Origin of the sequence: Microbulbifer variabilis (genome assembly GCF_020524905.1) — a bacterium.
In the GTDB taxonomy this organism is placed as follows: domain Bacteria; phylum Pseudomonadota; class Gammaproteobacteria; order Pseudomonadales; family Cellvibrionaceae; genus Microbulbifer; species Microbulbifer variabilis_A.
In genome coordinates, this window is record NZ_JAIVKI010000005.1 from 91,622 (window position 1) to 111,490 (window position 19,869).

Here is a 19,869-nt window from a genome sequence, read left to right on the forward strand (position 1 = left end):
CTCTTTCCTAAAGATTAGCCCTACTAAATGTGGGGCCACACTTCTACCTATGGGAGCCAGAGGTTAGCATGGCCACTGTATTCTTAACCATATTGACAGGACCCAGTAACAAAACATGACCCGATTGGACCAACTGCTAGTACAGAGAAAACTCGCCAATTCCCGCACCCACGCCAAGAAGCTGGTTGATGCCGGCAGGGTCATGCTATCCGAAGGCGGTCCCATGGAGCCGGCACGTAAAGCCAGTCAATCTGTCAGTGAAGACTGCGATCTGGAGGTCACAGCACTGCCCGAAGACCAATATGTTTCGCGCGCCGGCTTGAAACTCGCCGCAATTCTCGACCAAACAGGTTTGAACCCTCATGGTTGGCATGCCTTGGATGTGGGTTGCTCTACCGGCGGCTTTAGTGACTGTCTGTTGCAGAGAGGTGCCACTTCCGTAGTGGGGGTGGATGTTGGGAGAGACCAACTTGCTCAGAAATTAATGGATGATCCACGCATGCACCTGTTTGAAGGAGTTAATGCACGCCATTTAGAGGCATTACACCTTTCTCCCTATGCGGATGATGGCTTTGATGCCATCGTTATGGATGTATCCTTTATTTCCCAAACACTGATACTCCCGCAACTGCCAGCCCTACTGAAACCCAAAGGCCAACTATTAACCCTGGTAAAACCGCAGTTTGAAGTGGGACCAGAGGGTATTGGTAAAGGTGGGTTAGTGCGTGACGAAAAACTCTATCCTCAAGTGCAAGAAAGGATTACAGCTTTATGTGATGAACTTGGCCTTGAGGTAAAAGAATATATTGATAGCCCAATTACAGGTGGGGACGGTAACCGGGAATTTTTACTCTGGGCTGTTCAGAAAAACAATCATTGAGAACACAGAGAAATCAAGAGAGCAAACCATCTAAGCCAGGTTTTCATAACCTATGTCCTACTTTCTCTAAATTTACACACATCACTGGGCCCTTAAATAAAAAGGGCCCAGATAATCAAAGAAAATAAACAAAGACACAAACATCTTACACAGTAAAAAGTTATCTATTTAAAGCTTCCATCCTTTTCTTAATAAAAAATAATTTTTCTATCACGAACACTCAATAAGTATGTAACAACCGACCCTTATCCTGCGCACATCCAATAACAACCAGGATAAATCTAATGAAAAGACTCCTTCTGTTGTGTGCATTCTCTACCACATTACAAGCCGCGCCACTTACCAATTATCGGATCATAGATGGTGATACGGTTCACGGTTATATTGGAAGTGAGTACACAGAGATACGCCTACAGTGTATTGATGCACCGGAAACCTATCCTAGCACCCAATCCTATGGGCCAGAATCCACTCAAACATTGATCAGCTTATTGTCATATGGTCCTGTAGATTTCCAATCAACAGGGAGGGACCAATATGGCAGGGAAACAGGCTATCTTTTCGTCAACGGTTATAACATCAACCAGGAAATGGTTGCACGGGGTGCCGCCTGGAATTACGCCTACTATTGTGGGAACAAGTTTGAACTTGAGCAGGATATTGCCTACTACTCTAATCTAGGGCTATGGGAGGATTCTAACGCAATAGATCCCTATTGTTTCCGCAAAAATATGGATCGAGATTTCTGCTACTACAACCCGGAAAACAATTTTATTCTTGATGACTAATTCTCAACCCAACTTTCATACCGATTAACTTCTAAGAAATCAATATGCAATACAACACACTTGGTATCGCAAAAGGCACGAAAGCCGATTAAAAGTTTATGGAGGAATAATTATATACAAATCCATCAACAAACACACCAAACTTCAATAATGAAACTGAAGTTACTTTTGCGGGACTGACCAGCAAAGGAAACCCTAATAGGACATAAGAGTCCATACCACTGAAGTAACAACGTTGCTACCATAACCTTATTATCAACTTTGAAGTCCTCTACATTAATAAACACCTACTATAGGATCCAATCATAAGCATGCAGCTCATGTACTTTCCAACTTACATGGACCGTCTCAGTTACTATAAAATTATCCGTGCAAAACCTATATAAACTTGATAATTTAGCATTAAGAAATTCCCCCCCAAGAAAAGGGAACATAGAATGGTTTCTGTTGAGTTTTTAATCACTTCTCTGATCGTAGCTTTAATTCCAGGTACAGGCGTTTTATATACTGTCGCAACTGGTCTCTTTGTAGGAAAGCGAGCCAGTCTTTTTGCAGCACTGGGTTGCACCCTTGGCATTATTCCGGCGCTACTGGCCAGCGCATTTGGCCTTGCCGCTATCTTTCATACAAGCATACTTGCTTTTCAGGTCATAAAGTATGCCGGCTCCGCCTATTTACTCTATCTCGCCTGGCAAATGTGGAAATCATCCACCCTTCTATCTGCAAATGAACAAAAAACTAACAAAAAAATTACTGACATTGTCTTAAAAGGATTCCTTCTAAATATTTTAAATCCTAAACTCTCAATCTTCTTTCTTGCATTTTTACCGCAATTCATTCCGGCCACAGCTAATGGTGCTCTAACCTATATGCTGATCCTAGGCGCCGTGTTTATGTTAATGACTTTCGTGGTATTTATAGTATACGGTTTAATGTCAGGCCTTTTCAGCGAGTTTATAATAAGTTCTAAAAAAGCGAGCAACAACATACAAAAAGGTTTTGCTAGCTGCTTTGCCGCGCTCGGCTTAAAACTGGCGTTTAGTGAACATGCGTAAACTCACTCACAAAACCTATAGAAGTCAAGGCCGGCTGGAGTCTTGCCCTATCAACCGAATTGTTAAACATGAATTATATATCTGGGACATCAACCATATTAAAGTTGAGCCAAAATAATTAACTATGAATTCGATACTGACGGAATTCCACTCTATAAACATCGCCCATGTAATACCCGTAGGCGCTTCTTCAACTGGCCCACTATTGTAACGTAGGGGCAAAATTAGGGTGTTTGAGTTTTTATTTTTCAGTAGCACCTATAAGGCGATAGTTTAGAACAATTACAGAATGGGGGTTGGTAGTAAGCACCTCCATACTCATGCTAATAAGAACCCTGATCACCTGCTGGTCATTTATTAGCTCTTTAAAGACAAACAAATCCACCTCAAGTACTCTGCCAGCAATAAACGTTAAAGATTTCGTAATGGGTGAAACCATAGACTTAAAATCATCCTGGCTTCATATTTTTGTAACTAAAACTAATGATAAGAAAAACCATTTTAAAGTTTCTGCAATACTCAACAATGAGGGTACATATTTGCCACCAGAATTTGATTGGCGTCGTCCGATGTTACCGCATGTAAATTTCATTCAGGGAATAAGCTTTCAATGTAAATATACTTATGTTTACGGCAATAATAAAAATACGACAAGGTGAAGCTACATAAAATGGTGCAAGAAAGGAAAATATATAGGCGAAATAAAATTAGGTTTCACGTTGCCAAACTTATATACCCCTAGAAATAAAATAGTCGGTAGTGATATTATTTTACTTTTAAAATAACACTCTGGACGTGTTTTTCGGCATAAACCACACTCTCAATTTTTAATGATCACTACTAGCCAAAATCCCCAAGGAAACTGAGAAGTCCAGTCTAACGACTATCGGCAACATTTAGACAAGCTACTTAATAAGGTACATACCCTCTGTATTTGGACTACTCAATTCAAAGCCAAATTTTTTATATAACTTAGGGACATCCGCCATGAGGGTAATATAAGCAGAAGGAAGGGCCTCACGATCCAGGTAAGACATAATGTGTTCCATCACAATCCTCCCCAACCCTTGACCTTGATAAACTGGGTCGACAGCGACATCCACAATCTCAAAGTTCAGGGCTCCATCACCAACTACCCGCCCCATGGCAATAGTGGTTGAGCGGGTTTGAATGTGAATACCGTAGAGACTGTTTGGTAACCCCTTCTCTGCTGCCTCCCTACTTCTTGGGGAGAGCCCACTAATCTGCCTGAGGCGAAGAAAATCCTCAACTGAGACCACCGTTTCAATAACTGTAAACATACTGCTGTCTATATGAATGCTTATGAAACCTAGCCACTTCAATGAGTAGCTATACCTCCCGAATTTCGGTAACCACTTCCGTTTTTACCGAGTTAGCAATAAAGCACTGCTTATGGGAAAGGTGATGGATTTTCTCTAATTGCTCCCGGTTGGGTTTTTTATCGCCGGAGAAGCGTACCAAGGGTCTCAGGGTGACTTTTGTCATGGCCAGTTTGCCCTTTTCAGTCGTGGCCATCACCCCTATCGCCTCATCGCGGTATTCATCAATCACGTAGCCGCGTTTGGCTGCAATTGCGAGGAAGAACAGCATATGACAGCTGGATAGCGACGCCACAAAGGCTTCTTCTGGGTCGACATTTTCCGGGTGTGAATAAGGAATTGGGACAATGTGGGGGGAGGAAGAGGCAGGGACAGATAAACCGCCGTCAAATTGCCAAGTATGGGCGCGACTATATTGATTATCAGTGAAAATCTGGTCGTCGCGTTGCCAGATTACCGTGGAAGTGTACTCAGACAATATCCATCTCCTTCTATCCAGGGCACACAATTTCAACTATCGATACTCAGAGGCTCCAGAACAACTTCCCGCTCAGGCCTATAGAGGTAAAGGTATTAGCTGTGAGTAGAGGGGTAAAGACCCCCCTTTACCAACATCAGTTTAGGAGCCAGCCTGATTGGTAGAAAATTGGGGCGTTAGATGCGCCCCAGGGTAGCTGCCTATTCGGCATCCACTTGTTGGTCAGTACGCGCTGCCATAATGAAATCGTTCTTGTGTAGCCCCTTAGCCTCATGGCTCCACCAGGTAACGGTTACCTTCCCCCATTCTGTGAGCAGTGCCGGATGGTGTCCCACTTCTTCGGCAATGGCGCCAACGCGGTTAGTGAAAGCCAGTGCCTGCTTGAAGTTGCGGAACTTAAACACTCGCTCCAGCTGCATAATGCCGTCGCGAGTCATTGGCGTCCAATCAGGGATTTGGCGCAACAGCCCAGGGAGCTCATCGTCGCTGACGAGAGGGGCATCCGCGCGGCAGGCTTCACACTGTTGTTGGGCTAGTTCAGTCATGAATAAGTCCTCAAAACCTTGTTTATTATCGGTTATTTCGCGTGAGGGCCACTCTAACCGGGCCCTCTCAACGACACAAGCACAGGCGGTAAAAACGCATTTTATACGGTTTTTTCCTGCCAATATGGAACAGTATGCTAAATGCTTGGAATTCGCTTCGCTGTGGAAACATCCAGTGTCAGGCTGGACAAGGGGTGCTGGCAGATGTGATAGCTTTTAAACAGCCGCATAAGTGATTACGGACCCCCAGGGCAAGGATCGCCATGAAAACCCTATTTACGATGTTGACTTTAATGTCACTCATTCTTGTGTGTGCCTGCGGTCCCCAGAGTACAGACAAAGAGCGCATAGTCCCCCCGCAAACTGAAACGATGAGTGAGATGCGCGCCGAGACAGAGCTGACTTTTCAGCAACTGAGCCAGCAGTTCATCAATGGCCTTTGGAAACTCTTCCCTTCCTGGGCAGTGCGTGAAGGTTATTATGAAGCCGCCATACATATACAAGTGCCCGATAAGACCTATCGCGCCTATCTACTGGACTTTGCTCAAACTTATGAGCGCAAATTTGCCGCCCTGGATAGCAACCTGCTCAGTATCAATTCCCTTACGGATTTAGCGCTCATTAAAAATTTCTTGCAACGCCTACAATGGGAATACACTTCTTTTAAATCCTATCAGTGGGATCCTTCGATTTATAACGTATCCCATCCCTTTTCTCTGATCCTAAATACTCAATACGCACCGCTGAAAAATCGACTACGCACTTTCAACACTCGTATGCGCCTAGTGCCCGATTACTATCAGGCCGCAAAACAGGCAATACGCGATCCCGCCGCGCCACAATTAACACTAGCCATTCAGCAAAACACAGGTGCCCTGGAGGTTTTCGGGGAAAAGGTAGAGAAGCTGGTGGAAGACAGTCAGATGTTTGACGATGAAAAAGAAGTATTCAGGTTGCGCCTACAAGCTTCACGCGAAGCGATAAAAGACTACATCAACTTTCTAGAAAACTTGCAAACCAAACTGGAAAAATCTTCTGGATTTCGCGATTTCCGTATTGGGCAAAAGCTTTACGAGGAAAAATTCCGTTTTGACATTCAGATCGATACGAGTGCCAGTGCGCTCTACCTACGCGCAATGGAAGAAAAAAATCAGGTTCACAATAAAATGGCAGAACTCGCCGGGAAACTTTGGCCTAAGCATTTTCCCGATACCCAGGCACCAACCGACGCGATGGAAAAAATCCGTAAACTACTCGAGAAACTCTCACTTAACCATGCCAGCAAGGACACGTTTAAAGATGTGATAGAAAAGCAGATACCTCAACTGGCAAATTTTGTTACGCAACACAACCTGCTCTACTTGGATAAGGGGAAGCCACTGATAGTGCGCACTACTCCGCCCTATCTACGCGGTTTTGCCGTTGCCTCTATAAATGCTCCCGGACCCTACGATAAAAGTGCTAACACTTATTACAATGTGTTACCCATAGAGGAATACAGCGATGAGCTCGCGAATAGCTTGCTACGGGAATACAACCATTACACTTTGCAAATACTAAATATCCACGAAGCCATCCCCGGCCACTACACACAATTGGTCTACGCCAACCAGTCTCCCAGCATTATTAAAACTATTCTCGGAAACAGTGCCATGATTGAAGGTTGGGCTGTCTATGCGGAGCGCATGATGCTGGATGCTGGCTATGGTGATTTTTCGCCTGAACTCTGGCTGATGTATTACAAGTGGAATTTACGTGTGATCACCAACACCATTTTGGATTACGGTGTACAGGTTAAAGGGATGACGGAAGCCGAAGCAATGAAATTAATGATTGATGGAGCTTTCCAACAACAGGCGGAAGCCGAGGGTAAGTGGCGCAGAGCTACCCTCAGCCAGGTTCAACTCACCAGCTATTTTGCTGGTTTTACCGATATCCTCGCCCTGCGTAAAGAGGTAAAAAAGAAACTCGGGGATCAATTCGATTTAAAAAAATTCCATGAGAGTTTTTTAAGCTTCGGGAACGCACCAGTGCCTATTATCCGTGAACTTATGCTGGCCAAAATTGAGGAGAAGGGTGATCTTTAACCCAATACCTATGTAGCCTCAGTAAATCAAAGTGCAATTATAAAAAGTGCCGTTATAAAAAAAGCCGATCACCAGAGGCAATCGACTTTTTCAGTGGGCAACTATTGAGGGGCGGCGGGTTAACCTACCCCTTAAACCACACCTTCTTCAATCTTGGCTTTCCAGATCAGCGGGCCAGTGGTGTGCACTGACTCACCTTCGCTGTCCACGGCGACTGTTACCGGCATATCTTCCACGTCGAATTCGTAGATAGCTTCCATTCCCAGTTCCGGGAATGCGATGACCTTTGAAGCCTTGATCGCCTGGGCGACCAAGTAGGCTGCGCCACCCACAGCCATCAGGTAAACCGCCTTGTTATCGCGAATTGCTTCAATGGCCATAGGACCGCGCTCGGCCTTACCGATCATGCCAAGCAGGCCGGTCTCTTCGAGCATAGTGCGGGTGAACTTGTCCATACGGGTTGCGGTAGTTGGGCCAGCCGGGCCAACCACTTCGTCGCGCACCGGGTCTACCGGGCCTACGTAGTAGATAAAACGGCCAGTGAGGTCCACCGGCAGCTTCTCGCCCTTAGCAAGGATATCCACCATCTTTTTGTGCGCGGCATCACGACCGGTAAGCATTTTACCATTGAGCAGCAGAGTCTCGCCGGGCTGCCAGCTACGCACGTCTTCGGCGGTCACGGTATTCAGATTCACACGGCGGGTGTTACTGCCGGCTTCGCGGGTAATTTCAGGCCAGTCTTCCAACTTTGGCGGAGTCTGTTGAGCCGGTCCGCTACCGTCCAGGGTAAAGTGGGTGTGACGGGTAGCGGCACAGTTAGGGATAATCGCCACAGCCTTATTGGCTGCATGAGTGGGATAATCCTTCACTTTGACGTCTAACACTGTGGTCAAGCCACCAAGACCCTGGGCACCGATACCCAACTTGTTGACGGAATCGTAAAGCTCCAAGCGCAACTCTTCTGCGCGATTGGAGGCACCGCGCTCCTGCAGTTCCTGGATATCGATAGGATCGAGGAGGGATTCCTTAGCCAGCAGCATCGCTTTCTCGGCGGTACCGCCAATACCAATACCCAACATGCCCGGCGGGCACCAGCCAGCGCCCATTTGAGGCACCATATTCAGAACCCAATCCACTACGGAATCGGAAGGGTTGAGCATGGCAAACTTGGTTTTAGCTTCACTGCCGCCACCTTTGGCTGCCACATAAACTTCCACCGTATCACCGGGAACGATTTCATAGTGAATCACTGCCGGGGTGTTATCACCGGTGTTCTTACGGGCACCATCCGGATCGGCAAGAATAGAAGCGCGCAGCACATTGCTGGCATTTTGGTAGGCACGGCGCACACCTTCATTCACCATGTCGGTAACGCTCATGTCCGCTTCCCAACGCACATTCATGCCCACTTTCAGCTTCACGGTGACAATGCCGGTATCCTGGCAGATAGGGCGATGGCCCTCGGCACACATACGTGAATTGATCAGGATCTGGGCCATGGCGTCCTTGGCCGCCGGGTTGACCTCTTTCTCATAAGCCTTGTTCAGGGCCTGAATGAAGTCCTGTGGGTGGTAGTAAGAGATAAATTGCAGCGCGTCAGCAACGCTGTCGATCAGATCATCCTGGCGGATAGTGGTCATGGCCAACTCCGATTAACGTCTCAAGGCCGGCGATTCTACACGAAATGTAGGGGTATTGGCCCGTTATTGATATGGCTACTGGTTTTACTCAGGGCCTTAATAGATTTTCCCCAGGCAAAAAAAAAGGGCGAACCCAGGTTCGCCCTTCATAGCCTATTAAAAGTTTACATCGAGGAAGCTGTTGGCTCACTGGACTGCAAGGAGCGAATTGCATCGCGCAGCTGTACCAGATCCTTATTCACCGAGCGACGGTAGGCATCGATCGACTCCACCGCCTCTTCGTTGGCGCCGACACGCATAGTCAAGTCACTGCGCACAGAAGCCAGCTGACGCTCCAAGCTGGAGATTTTATCAGTCATTTCACGCTTGCTCTCAATGCTGCCTTTGCGCAATTCCGCCAGGGCAGATTCCACCGAAGCGATCTTTTTCACGCTGGCATCAAGGCTGCCGAGCTTGCTGTTTAGTGAAGCCATCTGCTTCTTGTTCGCATCGTTTGCCTCCTTATTGGCGGCAATATCCTTGCGGTTGGTATCATAAGCCACACCCCAGAGCTTGCGGATCTCAGAGGCATTTTCCTTGGCCTTGGCACTCAGTACTTCAACAGAAGCGGTGGATTCCTCATCGGAGAGGCTGAAGCGTTTTTCCAATTCGGCAATGCGATTCTCGGCATCAGCGATGCGGTTCTCCGCATTGACCAGCTGGGTGCGGCTTTCCTGCCACTGCTGATAAAGGAAGCCAGAAGCAGCTAGGCCGCCCATAGCCAGGACCAGGGCACAGAGTCCCAGGAAGGAGAAGCCTCCACGGCGCTCCTCAACGATTACTTGTGACTCACGGGTCGGCTCGGTGCGCTCGGGGGCGCTGGGCTCCAGTGTGGGTTCAATGGCGGCACTGCCGTCCAATGTGGGCTCTCTACGTTGCATGTATCAATACACCCGGTAACTAATCTGGTGGTTCGGTACTGGTCAGTTCGGGATTGTCCCGCCCGGCACCGCTAAATTCACTACTTAGGGACAATCAAGCCGGGACAGATTCGTCGAATTCTGCGGCAGTTATACCAAAAATTGACGAAAAAGTAAGCGGCCACAAGTAAGAATAGACGACAGCAAAACAAGGATGACATCAGATACCACCCCTTGAGTTCGAGGAAAACGTCCCAAAATCCCCTATTCAACTGCGCCGGCTTAATTCTGGCATACGGCGCGTGTAGAATGCTCTCACCAATAACCCGAAACAAAGGAAGGAAGACCCCATGGCTTTCGAATTGCCCGAACTCCCCTACGCGATGAATGCCCTGGCCCCCCATATCTCTGAAGAGACTCTGGAGTACCACTACGGTAAACACCACAAGACCTACGTTGACAAGCTGAACGGCCTGTTGGAAGGCACTGCAGACGCCGACAAATCCCTGGAAGAAGTCATCAAATCCTCCTCCGGTGGCGTATTCAACAATGCCGCCCAGGTATGGAACCACACCTTCTACTGGAACTGTCTGAGCCCCAACGGCGGCGGCGAAGCGACCGGCGCTATCGCAGAGGCTATCACTGCAGCATTTGGCAGCTTTGACAAGTTCAAAGAAGAGTTCACTACCAGCGCGGTAAACAATTTCGGTTCTGGCTGGACCTGGCTGGTGAAAAAAGCCGATGGCTCAGTAGCCATCGTAAACACTTCCAATGCGGCCACTCCGCTGACCGAAGAAGGCATTACCCCACTGTTGACCTGCGATGTATGGGAACACGCTTACTACATCGATTACCGCAACCTGCGTCCTAAGTATATGGAAGCTTTCTGGGCGCTGGTGAACTGGGAATTTGTAAACCAGAATTTCGCCTAATCGCGAGATCACCTAAAAAGCGGGCTAAGCCCGCTTTTTTTATTTTCAGCGGGTGAAAGTCACTCCTGGTTTGACGCCAAAATACTACCCCTGGCCAAAGACCGCACTAGTGCGCACAATACCCGCTGATCTGTGCTGTTAAAGATACATTAAACACGGCAGAGAACAGCCAAGAAAATCTAAAGAATGCCACCCAAGTGGCACAAAGTAGCAATGATTATCCGAACACTGGGAATATGCTTATGAAGTTGAAACCAACCCTGATCGCAGCCGCCATAAGCGCGCTGGTTATCAGCGGCTGTGACCGCAGTGCCCCTGAAGCTGCGCAACAGAATGCGGCCTCTGCCACTGCGGAAAACCAATCCACCCATGGCGGCACTGCTAAGGTGAACCAAGAGGCCATCAAGCAGGTGAACCAGATGTTCGAGGACTTTTTCCAAGAGCACCTATCACGCAGCCCCGAATTCAAAACCTTCCTCGGCAAGAAAGAAGATTACGATAAGTGGGATAATCTCACCCCGGAGTTCGCCCAAGAGACTCTGGAGATTAACAAGCGTCAGCTCGCCGAACTGAATAAAATTGATCCAAATACTCTGGATGAAGCGACCCGCCTGAGCCTGCGTCTTGCCAAGCGTAATCTGGAGCAGGATATTGAAGGCTACAAGTGGCGCAACCACTACTACCCTGTCAACCAGATGTATGCCACCCACACCAGTGCGGCCACATTGCTGATTAGCCAGCACCGTATTGATGACGTGAGTGATGCCGAGGCCTACATCGCCCGCCTGAATGGCATGCCCCAATACTTTGCCCAGCTGGAAGAAAACCTGAAAGCCAATGCCAAGGCCGGCACCATTGTGCCGAAGTTTGTCTTCCCCTATGTGATCAGCGATTCACAAAACCTGATCAGCGGCGCACCGTTTGAGGGTGAAAAAGACAGCCCGCTTTTTGCTGATTTCAAAGGCAAGGTAGAAAAACTGGAGATTAGTGCCGAACAGAAAAAAGCGCTGATAGATAAAGCCAGCACGGCTTTACAGGAGAGCGCCGGCCCGGCTTACAAAAAACTGATCAGTTACTTACAAGAGCTGGAAAAGAAAGCCACTACCGACGACGGTGCCTGGAAGCTGACCGACGGTGACGATTTCTACAAATTCCGCCTGGGTGTGTATACCACCACCGATATGACTGCCGATGAGATCCACCAGACGGGCCTCAAGGAAGTAGCGCGTATTCACGATGAAATGCGCGCGATTATGCGCAAAGTGAAATTCGAGGGCAGCCTGCAGGAATTCTTCGAATTCATGCGCACCGATAAACAGTTCTACTACCCCTCTTCCGAGGAAGGCAAAACAGAATACCTGGAGAAGGCCACCGCCATTATCGACACCATGAAGGGGCGTTTGGACGAGCTGTTTATCACCAAACCCAAAGCCGACCTGAATGTGAGAGCGGTAGAGCCTTTCCGGGAGAAATCCGCAGGCAAAGCCTTCTATCAGCGCCCGGCTCCGGACGGTTCGCGCCCAGGTATCTACTACGCCAACCTGTATAAGATGGAAGATATGCCCACCTACCAAATGGAAGCACTCGCTTACCATGAGGGCATTCCCGGCCACCACATGCAGCTATCAATCGCCCAGGAACTGCAGGATATCCCCAAATTCCGCAAATACGGTGGTTACACCGCCTACACCGAAGGCTGGGGCCTCTATTCTGAGCTGGTACCGAAGGAACTGGGCCTCTATGAAGACCCCTACTCCGACTTTGGCCGCCTGGCAATGGAATTGTGGCGTGCCGGCCGCCTAGTCGTAGACACCGGCCTTCACGCCAAGAAGTGGTCTCGTGAACAGGCCATCGATTACCTGGTTGAAAATACACCCAACCCGAAAGGCGATGTAGTTAAAGCCATCGAACGCTACATTGTAATGCCTGGTCAGGCAACGGCTTACAAGATCGGTATGCTAAAAATTATTGAACTGCGTGAGAAAGCCAAAACCCAACTGGGTGACAAATTCGATGTACGCGGTTTCCACGACACCATCTTGGCTAATGGTGCGGTACCGCTAAACGTTCTCGAAGAATTGGTGGACGACTGGGTTGCTGGTGTCAAAGCTAAGAGCTAACTGCATCAGATAAGTAGTGCCCAATGAAAAAGGCCACTTACAGAGTGGCCTTTTTTACGACTATAAAAAGTAATAAATAATTACTTTATCCTTTTTTTGCCGCAATCCAGTCATCCACTTGGCGCTCCAAAACCGCCAATGGCAGAGCGCCGTTGGTCAGCACCACATTGTGGAATTGACGAACATCAAATGTCTCGCCCAACTCTACCTGAGCTCGATCGCGCAATTGCAGAATTTTTAACATTCCAGCCTTATAGGCCAGCGCCTGTCCAGGCATAACCAGGTAACGTTCAATTTCAGTGGTTACTTCGGTTTCTGTCATACCGGTTTTTTCCACCATATACTCGATGGCCTCTTCACGACTCCAACGCTTGTAGTGCATACCGGTATCCACCACCAAGCGCACTGCACGGAACATCTCGGCCTGCAAACGCCCGAGATCATCATAGGGGTTTTCCTGGAAACCCGCTTCCTTGGCTACCTGCTCAGCATAAAGCGCCCAACCCTCTGCATAAGCCGTAAACAGACCCAACTTGCGGAAAGTCGGCACACCTTTTAGCTCCTGAGCAATTGCCAACTGGAAGTGGTGGCCGGGAACCGCCTCGTGATAGGCCAGTGTACGCATACCAAATTTCTTGGTTTCATGTACATCGCGCAGGTTTGCATAGAAAACCCCTGGACGGGAGCCATCCATGGCCGGAGGATTGTAGTAGGCACCCGGCGCGCCCTGCTCTTTGAACTCTGGAACTCGCCGTACTTCAACGCCCATTGCCGGCTTCACATCGAAGTAGCCTCCTAACCCGGCATTAATCTCATCGATAATCGCCTGGTAGTCGGCAACTATCCGCTCGCGGCCCTTATCCGAGTCTTCGTATAAAAACTGGGGGTCATTGTTAATTGCAGAGAAGCGGGCGCTGATACTGCCACTATCCTGACCAATCGAAGAGAAAATACGATTCATCTCCCCTTCTATTCTTGCTACTTCCTCAACACCAATCTGGTGCAGCTCCTCGGGGGACAAATCCGTTGTGGTATGACTGCGCACCTGATAAGCGTAAAACTCATCCCCATCAGGAAGCGCCCAAACACCATTATTTTCGAAAACTTTAGGCTGTAACTCGCGATAGTAAGCGATCAGACTCTTATAGGCAGGATATACCTCTGCATCAATCAGGGCCTCTCCCTGACCAAGGATACGTACACGCTCCTCATTTTCCAGGCCTTCGATCTTATTGAGACGCTCCTCCAGGGAGGTATAAAGAATATTCTCATGGGCCGGTACGGCAATAAAATCCTGCATCTCCTCCAGCACACTGTCGATCACAAAGCGGGGAGGCAAAATATTTTTTTCCTCGCGAATTTTTAGGCCATCAAGTACCTGTGAAAATTTACGGTCGACCTCACTCAGGCGGGAAAGATAGTAGTCAGCTTCTTTAATATTATGAATCTGGTGCACTTCCGCGAGAAATTCCGGCAGGCTGTTTTGCACACCAAACATCTGGTTGAGCGGATAATCGTGGTATTTCCAGCGCTCGCCTTCCACCATATTGCCAAGGAAATAGGCAAAAACATCGTAAGAGATGGCTTGCTGACCATTCATGCCTGCACGATCATACTCCTGCAATACGGCAAGCTCATCCTTAATCATCTGCATCTGGCGCTGCTGTTCTGCCTCAGAGACATCATCGAGATGGGCGTTGTGTCCATCGATCCCAAACTGTTCGAGCAACCGCAATTGAGAGAGGATTTCCGGGCTGGTACTGCCGAGCTTGAAAAAAGCCCGTTCAAAATACACATCTATCGACCAGGGCTTAAAATAGATTGCGTTGACTGCAAAAACAGAAACTGCCGCAACCCCCAATAACAAAATACCACCAAGCCATTTGGCTAAGGTTTTAATCATTTTTTATTCTCCTAATTAAGATATTGCGGTGCTAACGCCTCCCCGCCCCATGACGGCCCCGCCCTGAGAGCGCTATGGTCGGCCATAAAACCATCTTGCCGACATACCGCACTCCCATATTAAGCACTAACTCTTGATGGGAGAAACAAAATCACTGGGCTTTAACGCAAGCAGAGAGCAGGTCACCTTTTGTAGGATATTCTCCGCAGTGTTTCCCATAATAAAGCCTGGGATACCGGCACGCCCCACTGTGCCCATGATAAGTAGGTCAAGCCCCTCCTCATCGATCAATAAGGGGATATAGTTATCTGGGTGGGCAATCATATGATGAACCTGGATATCACCACCGATACCCGAGGCCCGTATCAGGACATCCAATTTTGAGCGATGTTGGGCACGAGCTGCTTCGGTAGCTTGGTCCAACTCCTCTTCGGAGGCGCTGATGGGGAAATGGCGACGCAAGTACTCGTCCACATCATAATCCCAGCAGGAAACAACATGCAGAACACCATTGCAACTGTCTGCCAATACTCGCGCCCAGCGCAGTAAGCGAATCGCCAGATCGTAAGTGCTGGCCTCTTCACACTCAGGATCGATCGCCACTGCCACCCTTATCTCCGTATGCGTACGCTCTATGGGGCGACACAGCCACACCGGGCATGGACACTTTCGCAGCAGCTCCATATCAATGGCTTTAAAGCCTTTGAGCTGACTCAGCCCCTCTACATTCTTAATCACCAGATCGTAGTCTTCGGTGAGCACTCGGCGAATAACCCTCTCCGCCGGGCGGGGACCACAGTCCGATTCAATTTCTACCTTCACCTGCTCTTCCGGCAGATTCATTCGCTCCCGAGCTGCCGCAATCCCTCCATTTACCCGCTCGAGCATCGCCTTAACACAAAAGTTACTGAAATCCTCAAACCCCTCCGGTACCGCAGGGCAGACCAGCAGCACCTTAATTTCCGCCTGATTGTTACGGGCGATAGCAAATGCCTGCAGCAAGCCACTGGATTCATCTTCAGCGGCATGGCTCACATAGAGGACTTTATAAATATTTGGCATAACACTTTCCTCAAACTGTGAGCATTGGAGGTAAAAGCAGGCGGAAACCTCCATGTGCCCCCTGTGGCCACCACCATTTAATACTGTGCGAACAGTTCAATTCACAGAGGAAGACTTAAAAGGCCAGATTGGTCGCCAAAAAAAGAGAAAAAAGCAAGCGCACCAAGAAGGAGTAACCAGGGAGTTTGGGCTGGGCTGTTAGAAAAGGGAGTGGCCCAGGAGGCCTGGTCTCCCGGGTCAACTATTTGGACTTCAGGGTTGCCTGGATATGCCCTAGATATCCAGCACCTGCTTGACAAAAGGAATAGTGATTTTGCGCTGTGCCATCAGAGAGGCCCTGTCCAGTTGCTCCAAAAGCAGGAACAACGCGCGAGTATCTCTAGGTGCGCGGTGCAAAATATATTGGGCAACATCTTCCGGCAGGTCAAAACCGCGTAGGCGGCTCCGCCTGCGCAGGGCGGCTACCTTGTCGAGATCATTCATCGGCTGCAACTGGAATACCAGCGACCACTGCAGGCGCGAAAGCAGATCTGCCAGGGAGATATCCATTCCCCGCGGGGATTTACGCGCCCCCAGCAATAGTTGCCTGCCGCTGTCTCTCACTCGGTTGTATAAATGGAACATCGCCGTCTGCCACTCAGGCTGCCCCTCTAACAGGTGCAGGTCATCAATACACACCAGGTCGAGCTGCTCAAGACCATCGAGAAGCACTACCGGGTCCATGGTCATCAATTCGGCCATGGGAATGTATTGGAAACTGCGGCCATTAGCCTCGGCACTCTGGCAGGCGGACTGTAGCAGATGGCTGACGCCGCTACCCGCATCCCCCCAGACATAAATCACCGCTTCGGGGTTTTGCCCACTGGCAAATGACTGCAGTAAGGCTACAACCTGGCGGTTGGGGTCCGACTCAGACAGATAAAAGTTATCGAAAGTGGCATCGTCTCGCAGGGATACGCCCAGCGGCAGCTGTTGCGGAATACTCATCTTAGTCCCAGCGATAGCGCAACGGATTTTCAGCGCTGCCCAGGGGCGCACGGTGTCCATTCAATTCAATGGCGTCCCCGTCCCCATGTGCCCGCAGCTTATGATTTAACACTAGAGCATCGCGTAAGCTGCGGAGTCCCACAGTAGTGTCCAGAGCCAGGCGCATCCGGTCTCCCTCCACTGAGAGGAGGTTTGCACTGCTCACCTGCGCCAGCCCCTGCAAATAGGCCGAGGCCTCTGCGTAATCAGCAAAACTATCCACACCGGATAGCTCCACAAAAATTGAATCTTGTTCAGTATCTTCAACACCGGGGCGCACCGCATAGCGCTGGGCGAGTAGATTAGCCATCTGGTTGACGCCGCGCAACGCAACCTCTTCTAAAGAGCCGCCATTACTGTCAAAAGCGTAACTGCGGCCGCCGTGCAGTAACAACCAATCGGCCTGCCAGCGCCGTCCCGAAGCCTGGAGCAAACGCCCCATCAAGGTGGCATCCGGCCTGTAACGCAAACCGGCACGTTCAGCGGCCTGTTCACTCTGCGCCCAGAGGTCGCCCAGAGGCATATTGTGTTGATCGTTCAGATCCATCACGGGAAAATCCAGAGGCACGCCGCGCTCCACGGCCATGGCATCCAATACGGAAAAGAGCTCTGGAGCATCCTCTTCCCGGAGAATACTGCGCCCCTCTTTCAGGGTATCCATCGCCAGCCATACCAGGGTGCCGGGGCGATTATTAGGCCACATGGGCAGCCCCAACTGATGTATTTGCCTGGAGATGGCTTGAGGGTCGAAAGAGAGATGGAGGTAGAGCTGGTTATCTTCGCTAGTGTAGCGATAGCCTTGGATAAAATGTTGGGCTTTCTGTAAAACAGGCTGCAGATTTGGGTTGTTGCCGATGGCAGCATCCCCGGTGACACGCACAAATACCCGCTCCAGCCCCCGGCTGCCGGCACTCGCGCGGTCTGTAGCCCCACGGCTCGGTACAGCCTCGACCACTTCATACAGGTCCGAGATAACTCGAGCCTGGACTGGCAGAATTAGGGCGCCGAACAACAGGACCAAAAACTGCAACACCAATCCCTGCCGGAGCAGCTTGTGCATAGGATTTCTCTCCAAACCTCATTCCAACCCGTGAGCTTGCACGAAATCGATGCTGTTGCGCAAGACGCCAAAATCCACGGTCGGGATAAAAATTGGGGCTATTGTATCAGCGTCAGCGACTTCTCTCAGCCCCGAGTTCTCACTATTAGAGGGTTTACTGAAGATAAATACCAGATTCCTACACTGAGATGCCCACTGGGCGTGGCTACCGGGCCAAGACCCGGCTAGAATACGCGCCCTTCGAATACCCACCGCAGGAAGAATCATGAGCGATTCCAAGCCGCAATCCACTAAAACATCCCTCTCTTATAAAGATGCCGGTGTCGATATCGACGCGGGTAACGCCCTGGTAGAGCGTATCAAGCATGTCGCCAAGCGTACTTCCCGCCCGGAAGTCATGGGCGGCCTGGGCGGATTTGGCGCTTTGTGCCAACTTCCCAGCGGCTATAAAGAGCCAGTCCTGGTTTCCGGTACCGACGGCGTGGGCACCAAATTGCGCCTGGCGATGGATCTGGGCATTCACGACACTATTGGTATCGATCTGGTCGCCATGTGCGTCAACGACTTGGTCGTAGCGGGCGCCGAGCCACTGTTCTTCCTCGACTACTACGCCACCGGCAAGCTGAATGTGGATATTGCCGCTGAGGTTGTCTCCGGTATCGGCAAAGGCTGCGAGCTCGCAGGCTGTGCCCTGGTCGGTGGCGAAACCGCCGAAATGCCAGGTATGTACGAAGGCGACGACTACGACCTAGCCGGTTTTTGCACCGGTGTGGTGGAGAAGTCAGAGATCATCGATGGCAAAAAGGTAAAAAGCGGAGACGTGCTGATTGGACTCGCTTCCAGTGGCCCCCACTCCAATGGTTACTCCTTGATCCGAAAAGTCCTCGAAGTTAGTGGCGCCGATCTACAACAGGAAATGGGCGGCGAAACGCTTGCCAAGGCATTGATGGCCCCCACGCGCATCTATGTTAAGAACCTGCTGCAACTGATGAAGAGCGTCCAGATAAATGCCCTGAGCCATATCACCGGCGGCGGCCTGCTGGAAAACCTGCCCCGCGTCCTCCCGGAAGGCTGCCTCGCTCGCGTAGACGTCACCAGTTGGGAGATGCCCGAGGTATTCCGCTGGCTCCAGCAGGCGGGCAATATTGACGCACGTGAAATGTACCGCACCTTTAACTGTGGTGTCGGCATGGTGATCTGCGTTCCAGCAGAACAAGCCGATAAAGCGCTGCAAGCGCTGAAAGAAGCCGGCGAAGATGCCTTCGTAGTGGGCACAATCGAAGATGCCGCTGCAGGCGCAGAAGCCGTAGAGCTGGCGGGCCTGTAATGTCACAAGGAGTATGCAAAGTTGCCGTACTGATCTCCGGTAGCGGCAGCAACTTGCAGGCGCTCCTGGATGCCTCGGCGAATGCCGGGGCAGACTTCTCCGTCTGCACAGTAATCAGCAACAAGCCCGAGGCCTTCGGCCTCAAGCGCGCTGCCGAAGCCGGGGTTCCCACAGCGGTGGTTGATCATCGCAACTTCTCCGGCAGAGAAAGTTTCGACCAGGCACTAATCGCAGAAATCGACAGCCATCAGCCAGACTTGGTTGTCCTGGCCGGATTTATGCGCATCCTCACTCCCGAGTTTGTTCGCCACTACAGCGGTCGCCTCCTTAATATTCACCCCTCCCTACTGCCGAAATACCAAGGGCTACACACTCATCAACGCGCCCTGGAAGCTGGAGATAGTGAGCACGGCGTTACTGTCCACTTTGTCACCGAAGAACTCGATGGCGGACCACCCATTGTTCAAGCCGCTGTGCCTATAAAGGAAGGGGATACTCCCGAATCCCTGGCAAAGCGGGTTCAGGCACAGGAACATGTCATTTACCCTATGGCTGTCACCTGGTTTGCTCAAGGGCGCCTAAAGATGCTTGAAGACCGCTCGCAACTGGACGGCGAGCTTCTGCCACCCAGCGGGGCCCGAATAGACAGCTAGCTCAAGCCAAGCTGGCGGGATTAGCCCTGCAGTGTACTTTGCGATTCCCGCCAGCTAATATTCAAGGAGATTCA

The 19,869-nt window shown here is 50.1% G+C and carries 18 protein-coding genes; 9 read left to right on the plus strand and 9 right to left on the minus strand.

Translation table 11 applies throughout. The annotated features are described in order from the left end of the window. The first annotated feature begins 115 nt into the window (after window positions 1-115). The 4 genes from LC073_RS08210 (at window position 116) to LC073_RS08225 (ending at window position 3,382) form a co-directional block, all read left to right on the plus strand. Complete coding sequence (locus LC073_RS08210; RefSeq protein ID WP_226645965.1) at window positions 116-880, plus strand: TlyA family RNA methyltransferase; 765 nt, start codon at window positions 116-118, stop codon at window positions 878-880. Window positions 881-1,164: 284 nt separating this feature from the next. Continuing rightward, a complete protein-coding gene (locus tag LC073_RS08215; RefSeq protein ID WP_226645967.1) occupies window positions 1,165-1,668 on the plus strand; it encodes a thermonuclease family protein in 504 nt (167 codons plus the stop codon). Between the two features lie 437 nt (window positions 1,669-2,105). After that, a complete protein-coding gene (locus tag LC073_RS08220) occupies window positions 2,106-2,723 on the plus strand; it encodes a LysE family translocator (RefSeq protein ID WP_226645969.1) in 618 nt (205 codons plus the stop codon). Window positions 2,724-3,148: 425 nt separating this feature from the next. Further along, window positions 3,149-3,382 (plus strand): hypothetical protein, encoded by a 234-nt coding sequence (locus LC073_RS08225; protein ID WP_226645971.1) that lies wholly within the window; start codon window positions 3,149-3,151, stop codon window positions 3,380-3,382. Window positions 3,383-3,628: 246 nt separating this feature from the next. Here the strand turns inward: LC073_RS08225 and LC073_RS08230 are convergent, their stop codons facing one another. From LC073_RS08230 to LC073_RS08240, 3 genes are all read right to left on the minus strand, one after another. After that, window positions 3,629-4,024: a GNAT family N-acetyltransferase gene (locus LC073_RS08230; protein ID WP_226645972.1), complete on the minus strand. Its 396-nt coding sequence runs from the start codon at window positions 4,022-4,024 to the stop codon at window positions 3,629-3,631. A 49-nt stretch (window positions 4,025-4,073) separates the two neighbouring features. After that, complete coding sequence (locus tag LC073_RS08235) at window positions 4,074-4,541, minus strand: OsmC family protein (protein ID WP_226645973.1); 468 nt, start codon at window positions 4,539-4,541, stop codon at window positions 4,074-4,076. A gap of 200 nt (window positions 4,542-4,741) precedes the next feature. Then, window positions 4,742-5,086: a 4a-hydroxytetrahydrobiopterin dehydratase gene (locus tag LC073_RS08240; protein WP_226645974.1), complete on the minus strand. Its 345-nt coding sequence runs from the start codon at window positions 5,084-5,086 to the stop codon at window positions 4,742-4,744. A gap of 263 nt (window positions 5,087-5,349) precedes the next feature. Between LC073_RS08240 and LC073_RS08245 the strand changes: the two genes are divergently transcribed. Further along, window positions 5,350-7,173: a DUF885 domain-containing protein gene (locus LC073_RS08245; RefSeq protein WP_226645975.1), complete on the plus strand. Its 1,824-nt coding sequence runs from the start codon at window positions 5,350-5,352 to the stop codon at window positions 7,171-7,173. A 131-nt stretch (window positions 7,174-7,304) separates the two neighbouring features. Here the strand turns inward: LC073_RS08245 and LC073_RS08250 are convergent, their stop codons facing one another. Continuing rightward, complete coding sequence (locus LC073_RS08250; RefSeq protein WP_226645976.1) at window positions 7,305-8,813, minus strand: fumarate hydratase; 1,509 nt, start codon at window positions 8,811-8,813, stop codon at window positions 7,305-7,307. Window positions 8,814-8,977: 164 nt separating this feature from the next. Continuing rightward, a complete protein-coding gene (locus LC073_RS08255; RefSeq protein ID WP_226645977.1) occupies window positions 8,978-9,733 on the minus strand; it encodes a hypothetical protein in 756 nt (251 codons plus the stop codon). A gap of 329 nt (window positions 9,734-10,062) precedes the next feature. Between LC073_RS08255 and LC073_RS08260 the strand changes: the two genes are divergently transcribed. Continuing rightward, window positions 10,063-10,644: a superoxide dismutase gene (locus LC073_RS08260; protein WP_226645978.1), complete on the plus strand. Its 582-nt coding sequence runs from the start codon at window positions 10,063-10,065 to the stop codon at window positions 10,642-10,644. 242 nt (window positions 10,645-10,886) lie between these two features. Beyond that, a complete protein-coding gene (locus LC073_RS08265) occupies window positions 10,887-12,764 on the plus strand; it encodes a DUF885 domain-containing protein (protein ID WP_226645979.1) in 1,878 nt (625 codons plus the stop codon). Between the two features lie 85 nt (window positions 12,765-12,849). On the opposite strand, the gene LC073_RS08270 is transcribed toward LC073_RS08265, so the two are convergent. The 4 genes from LC073_RS08270 to LC073_RS08285 form a co-directional block, all read right to left on the minus strand. Next, window positions 12,850-14,667: a DUF885 domain-containing protein gene (locus LC073_RS08270; RefSeq protein WP_226645981.1), complete on the minus strand. Its 1,818-nt coding sequence runs from the start codon at window positions 14,665-14,667 to the stop codon at window positions 12,850-12,852. 126 nt (window positions 14,668-14,793) lie between these two features. After that, entirely contained in the window at window positions 14,794-15,729 is a 936-nt protein-coding gene (locus LC073_RS08275; protein ID WP_226645983.1) for a universal stress protein, read from the minus strand. Window positions 15,730-16,002: 273 nt separating this feature from the next. Next, window positions 16,003-16,716 (minus strand): DnaA regulatory inactivator Hda, encoded by a 714-nt coding sequence (gene hda / locus LC073_RS08280; protein ID WP_226645986.1) that lies wholly within the window; start codon window positions 16,714-16,716, stop codon window positions 16,003-16,005. Between the two features lies 1 nt (window position 16,717). After that, the gene (locus LC073_RS08285) at window positions 16,718-17,815 is read right to left on the minus strand and encodes a DUF2066 domain-containing protein (protein ID WP_226645988.1); all 1,098 of its coding nucleotides are present in this window, start codon (window positions 17,813-17,815) and stop codon (window positions 16,718-16,720) included. 265 nt (window positions 17,816-18,080) lie between these two features. Here LC073_RS08285 and purM point away from each other — a divergent pair, with 265 nt between their 5' ends. Together purM and purN are read left to right on the plus strand one after the other, a co-directional pair. Beyond that, window positions 18,081-19,142 (plus strand): phosphoribosylformylglycinamidine cyclo-ligase, encoded by a 1,062-nt coding sequence (gene purM, locus LC073_RS08290; protein ID WP_226645991.1) that lies wholly within the window; start codon window positions 18,081-18,083, stop codon window positions 19,140-19,142. Continuing rightward, window positions 19,142-19,795 carry a phosphoribosylglycinamide formyltransferase gene (gene purN / locus LC073_RS08295; RefSeq protein ID WP_226645993.1) on the plus strand — a complete coding sequence of 218 codons (654 nt, stop codon included), beginning with the start codon at window positions 19,142-19,144 and terminating at the stop codon, window positions 19,793-19,795. The genes purM and purN overlap by 1 nt, the downstream gene beginning before the upstream one ends. The last annotated feature ends 74 nt before the right edge of the window (window positions 19,796-19,869 follow it).

Bases quoted from the DNA above. Each gene is read 5' to 3' on its own strand.
- LC073_RS08210 (WP_226645965.1), top strand. From the start codon at position 116: ATGACCCGATTGGACCAACTGCTAGTACAGAGAAAACTCGCCAATTCC.
- LC073_RS08215 (WP_226645967.1), top strand. From the start codon at position 1,165: ATGAAAAGACTCCTTCTGTTGTGTGCATTCTCTACCACATTACAAGCC.
- LC073_RS08220 (WP_226645969.1), top strand. From the start codon at position 2,106: ATGGTTTCTGTTGAGTTTTTAATCACTTCTCTGATCGTAGCTTTAATT.
- LC073_RS08225 (WP_226645971.1), top strand. From the start codon at position 3,149: ATGGGTGAAACCATAGACTTAAAATCATCCTGGCTTCATATTTTTGTA.
- LC073_RS08230 (WP_226645972.1), bottom strand. From the start codon at position 4,024: ATGTTTACAGTTATTGAAACGGTGGTCTCAGTTGAGGATTTTCTTCGC.
- LC073_RS08240 (WP_226645974.1), bottom strand. From the start codon at position 5,086: ATGACTGAACTAGCCCAACAACAGTGTGAAGCCTGCCGCGCGGATGCC.
- LC073_RS08245 (WP_226645975.1), top strand. From the start codon at position 5,350: ATGAAAACCCTATTTACGATGTTGACTTTAATGTCACTCATTCTTGTG.
- LC073_RS08250 (WP_226645976.1), bottom strand. From the start codon at position 8,813: ATGACCACTATCCGCCAGGATGATCTGATCGACAGCGTTGCTGACGCG.
- LC073_RS08255 (WP_226645977.1), bottom strand. From the start codon at position 9,733: ATGCAACGTAGAGAGCCCACATTGGACGGCAGTGCCGCCATTGAACCC.
- LC073_RS08260 (WP_226645978.1), top strand. From the start codon at position 10,063: ATGGCTTTCGAATTGCCCGAACTCCCCTACGCGATGAATGCCCTGGCC.
- LC073_RS08265 (WP_226645979.1), top strand. From the start codon at position 10,887: ATGAAGTTGAAACCAACCCTGATCGCAGCCGCCATAAGCGCGCTGGTT.
- LC073_RS08270 (WP_226645981.1), bottom strand. From the start codon at position 14,667: ATGATTAAAACCTTAGCCAAATGGCTTGGTGGTATTTTGTTATTGGGG.
- LC073_RS08275 (WP_226645983.1), bottom strand. From the start codon at position 15,729: ATGCCAAATATTTATAAAGTCCTCTATGTGAGCCATGCCGCTGAAGAT.
- hda (WP_226645986.1), bottom strand. From the start codon at position 16,716: ATGAGTATTCCGCAACAGCTGCCGCTGGGCGTATCCCTGCGAGACGAT.
- LC073_RS08285 (WP_226645988.1), bottom strand. From the start codon at position 17,815: ATGCACAAGCTGCTCCGGCAGGGATTGGTGTTGCAGTTTTTGGTCCTG.
- purM (WP_226645991.1), top strand. From the start codon at position 18,081: ATGAGCGATTCCAAGCCGCAATCCACTAAAACATCCCTCTCTTATAAA.
- purN (WP_226645993.1), top strand. From the start codon at position 19,142: ATGTCACAAGGAGTATGCAAAGTTGCCGTACTGATCTCCGGTAGCGGC.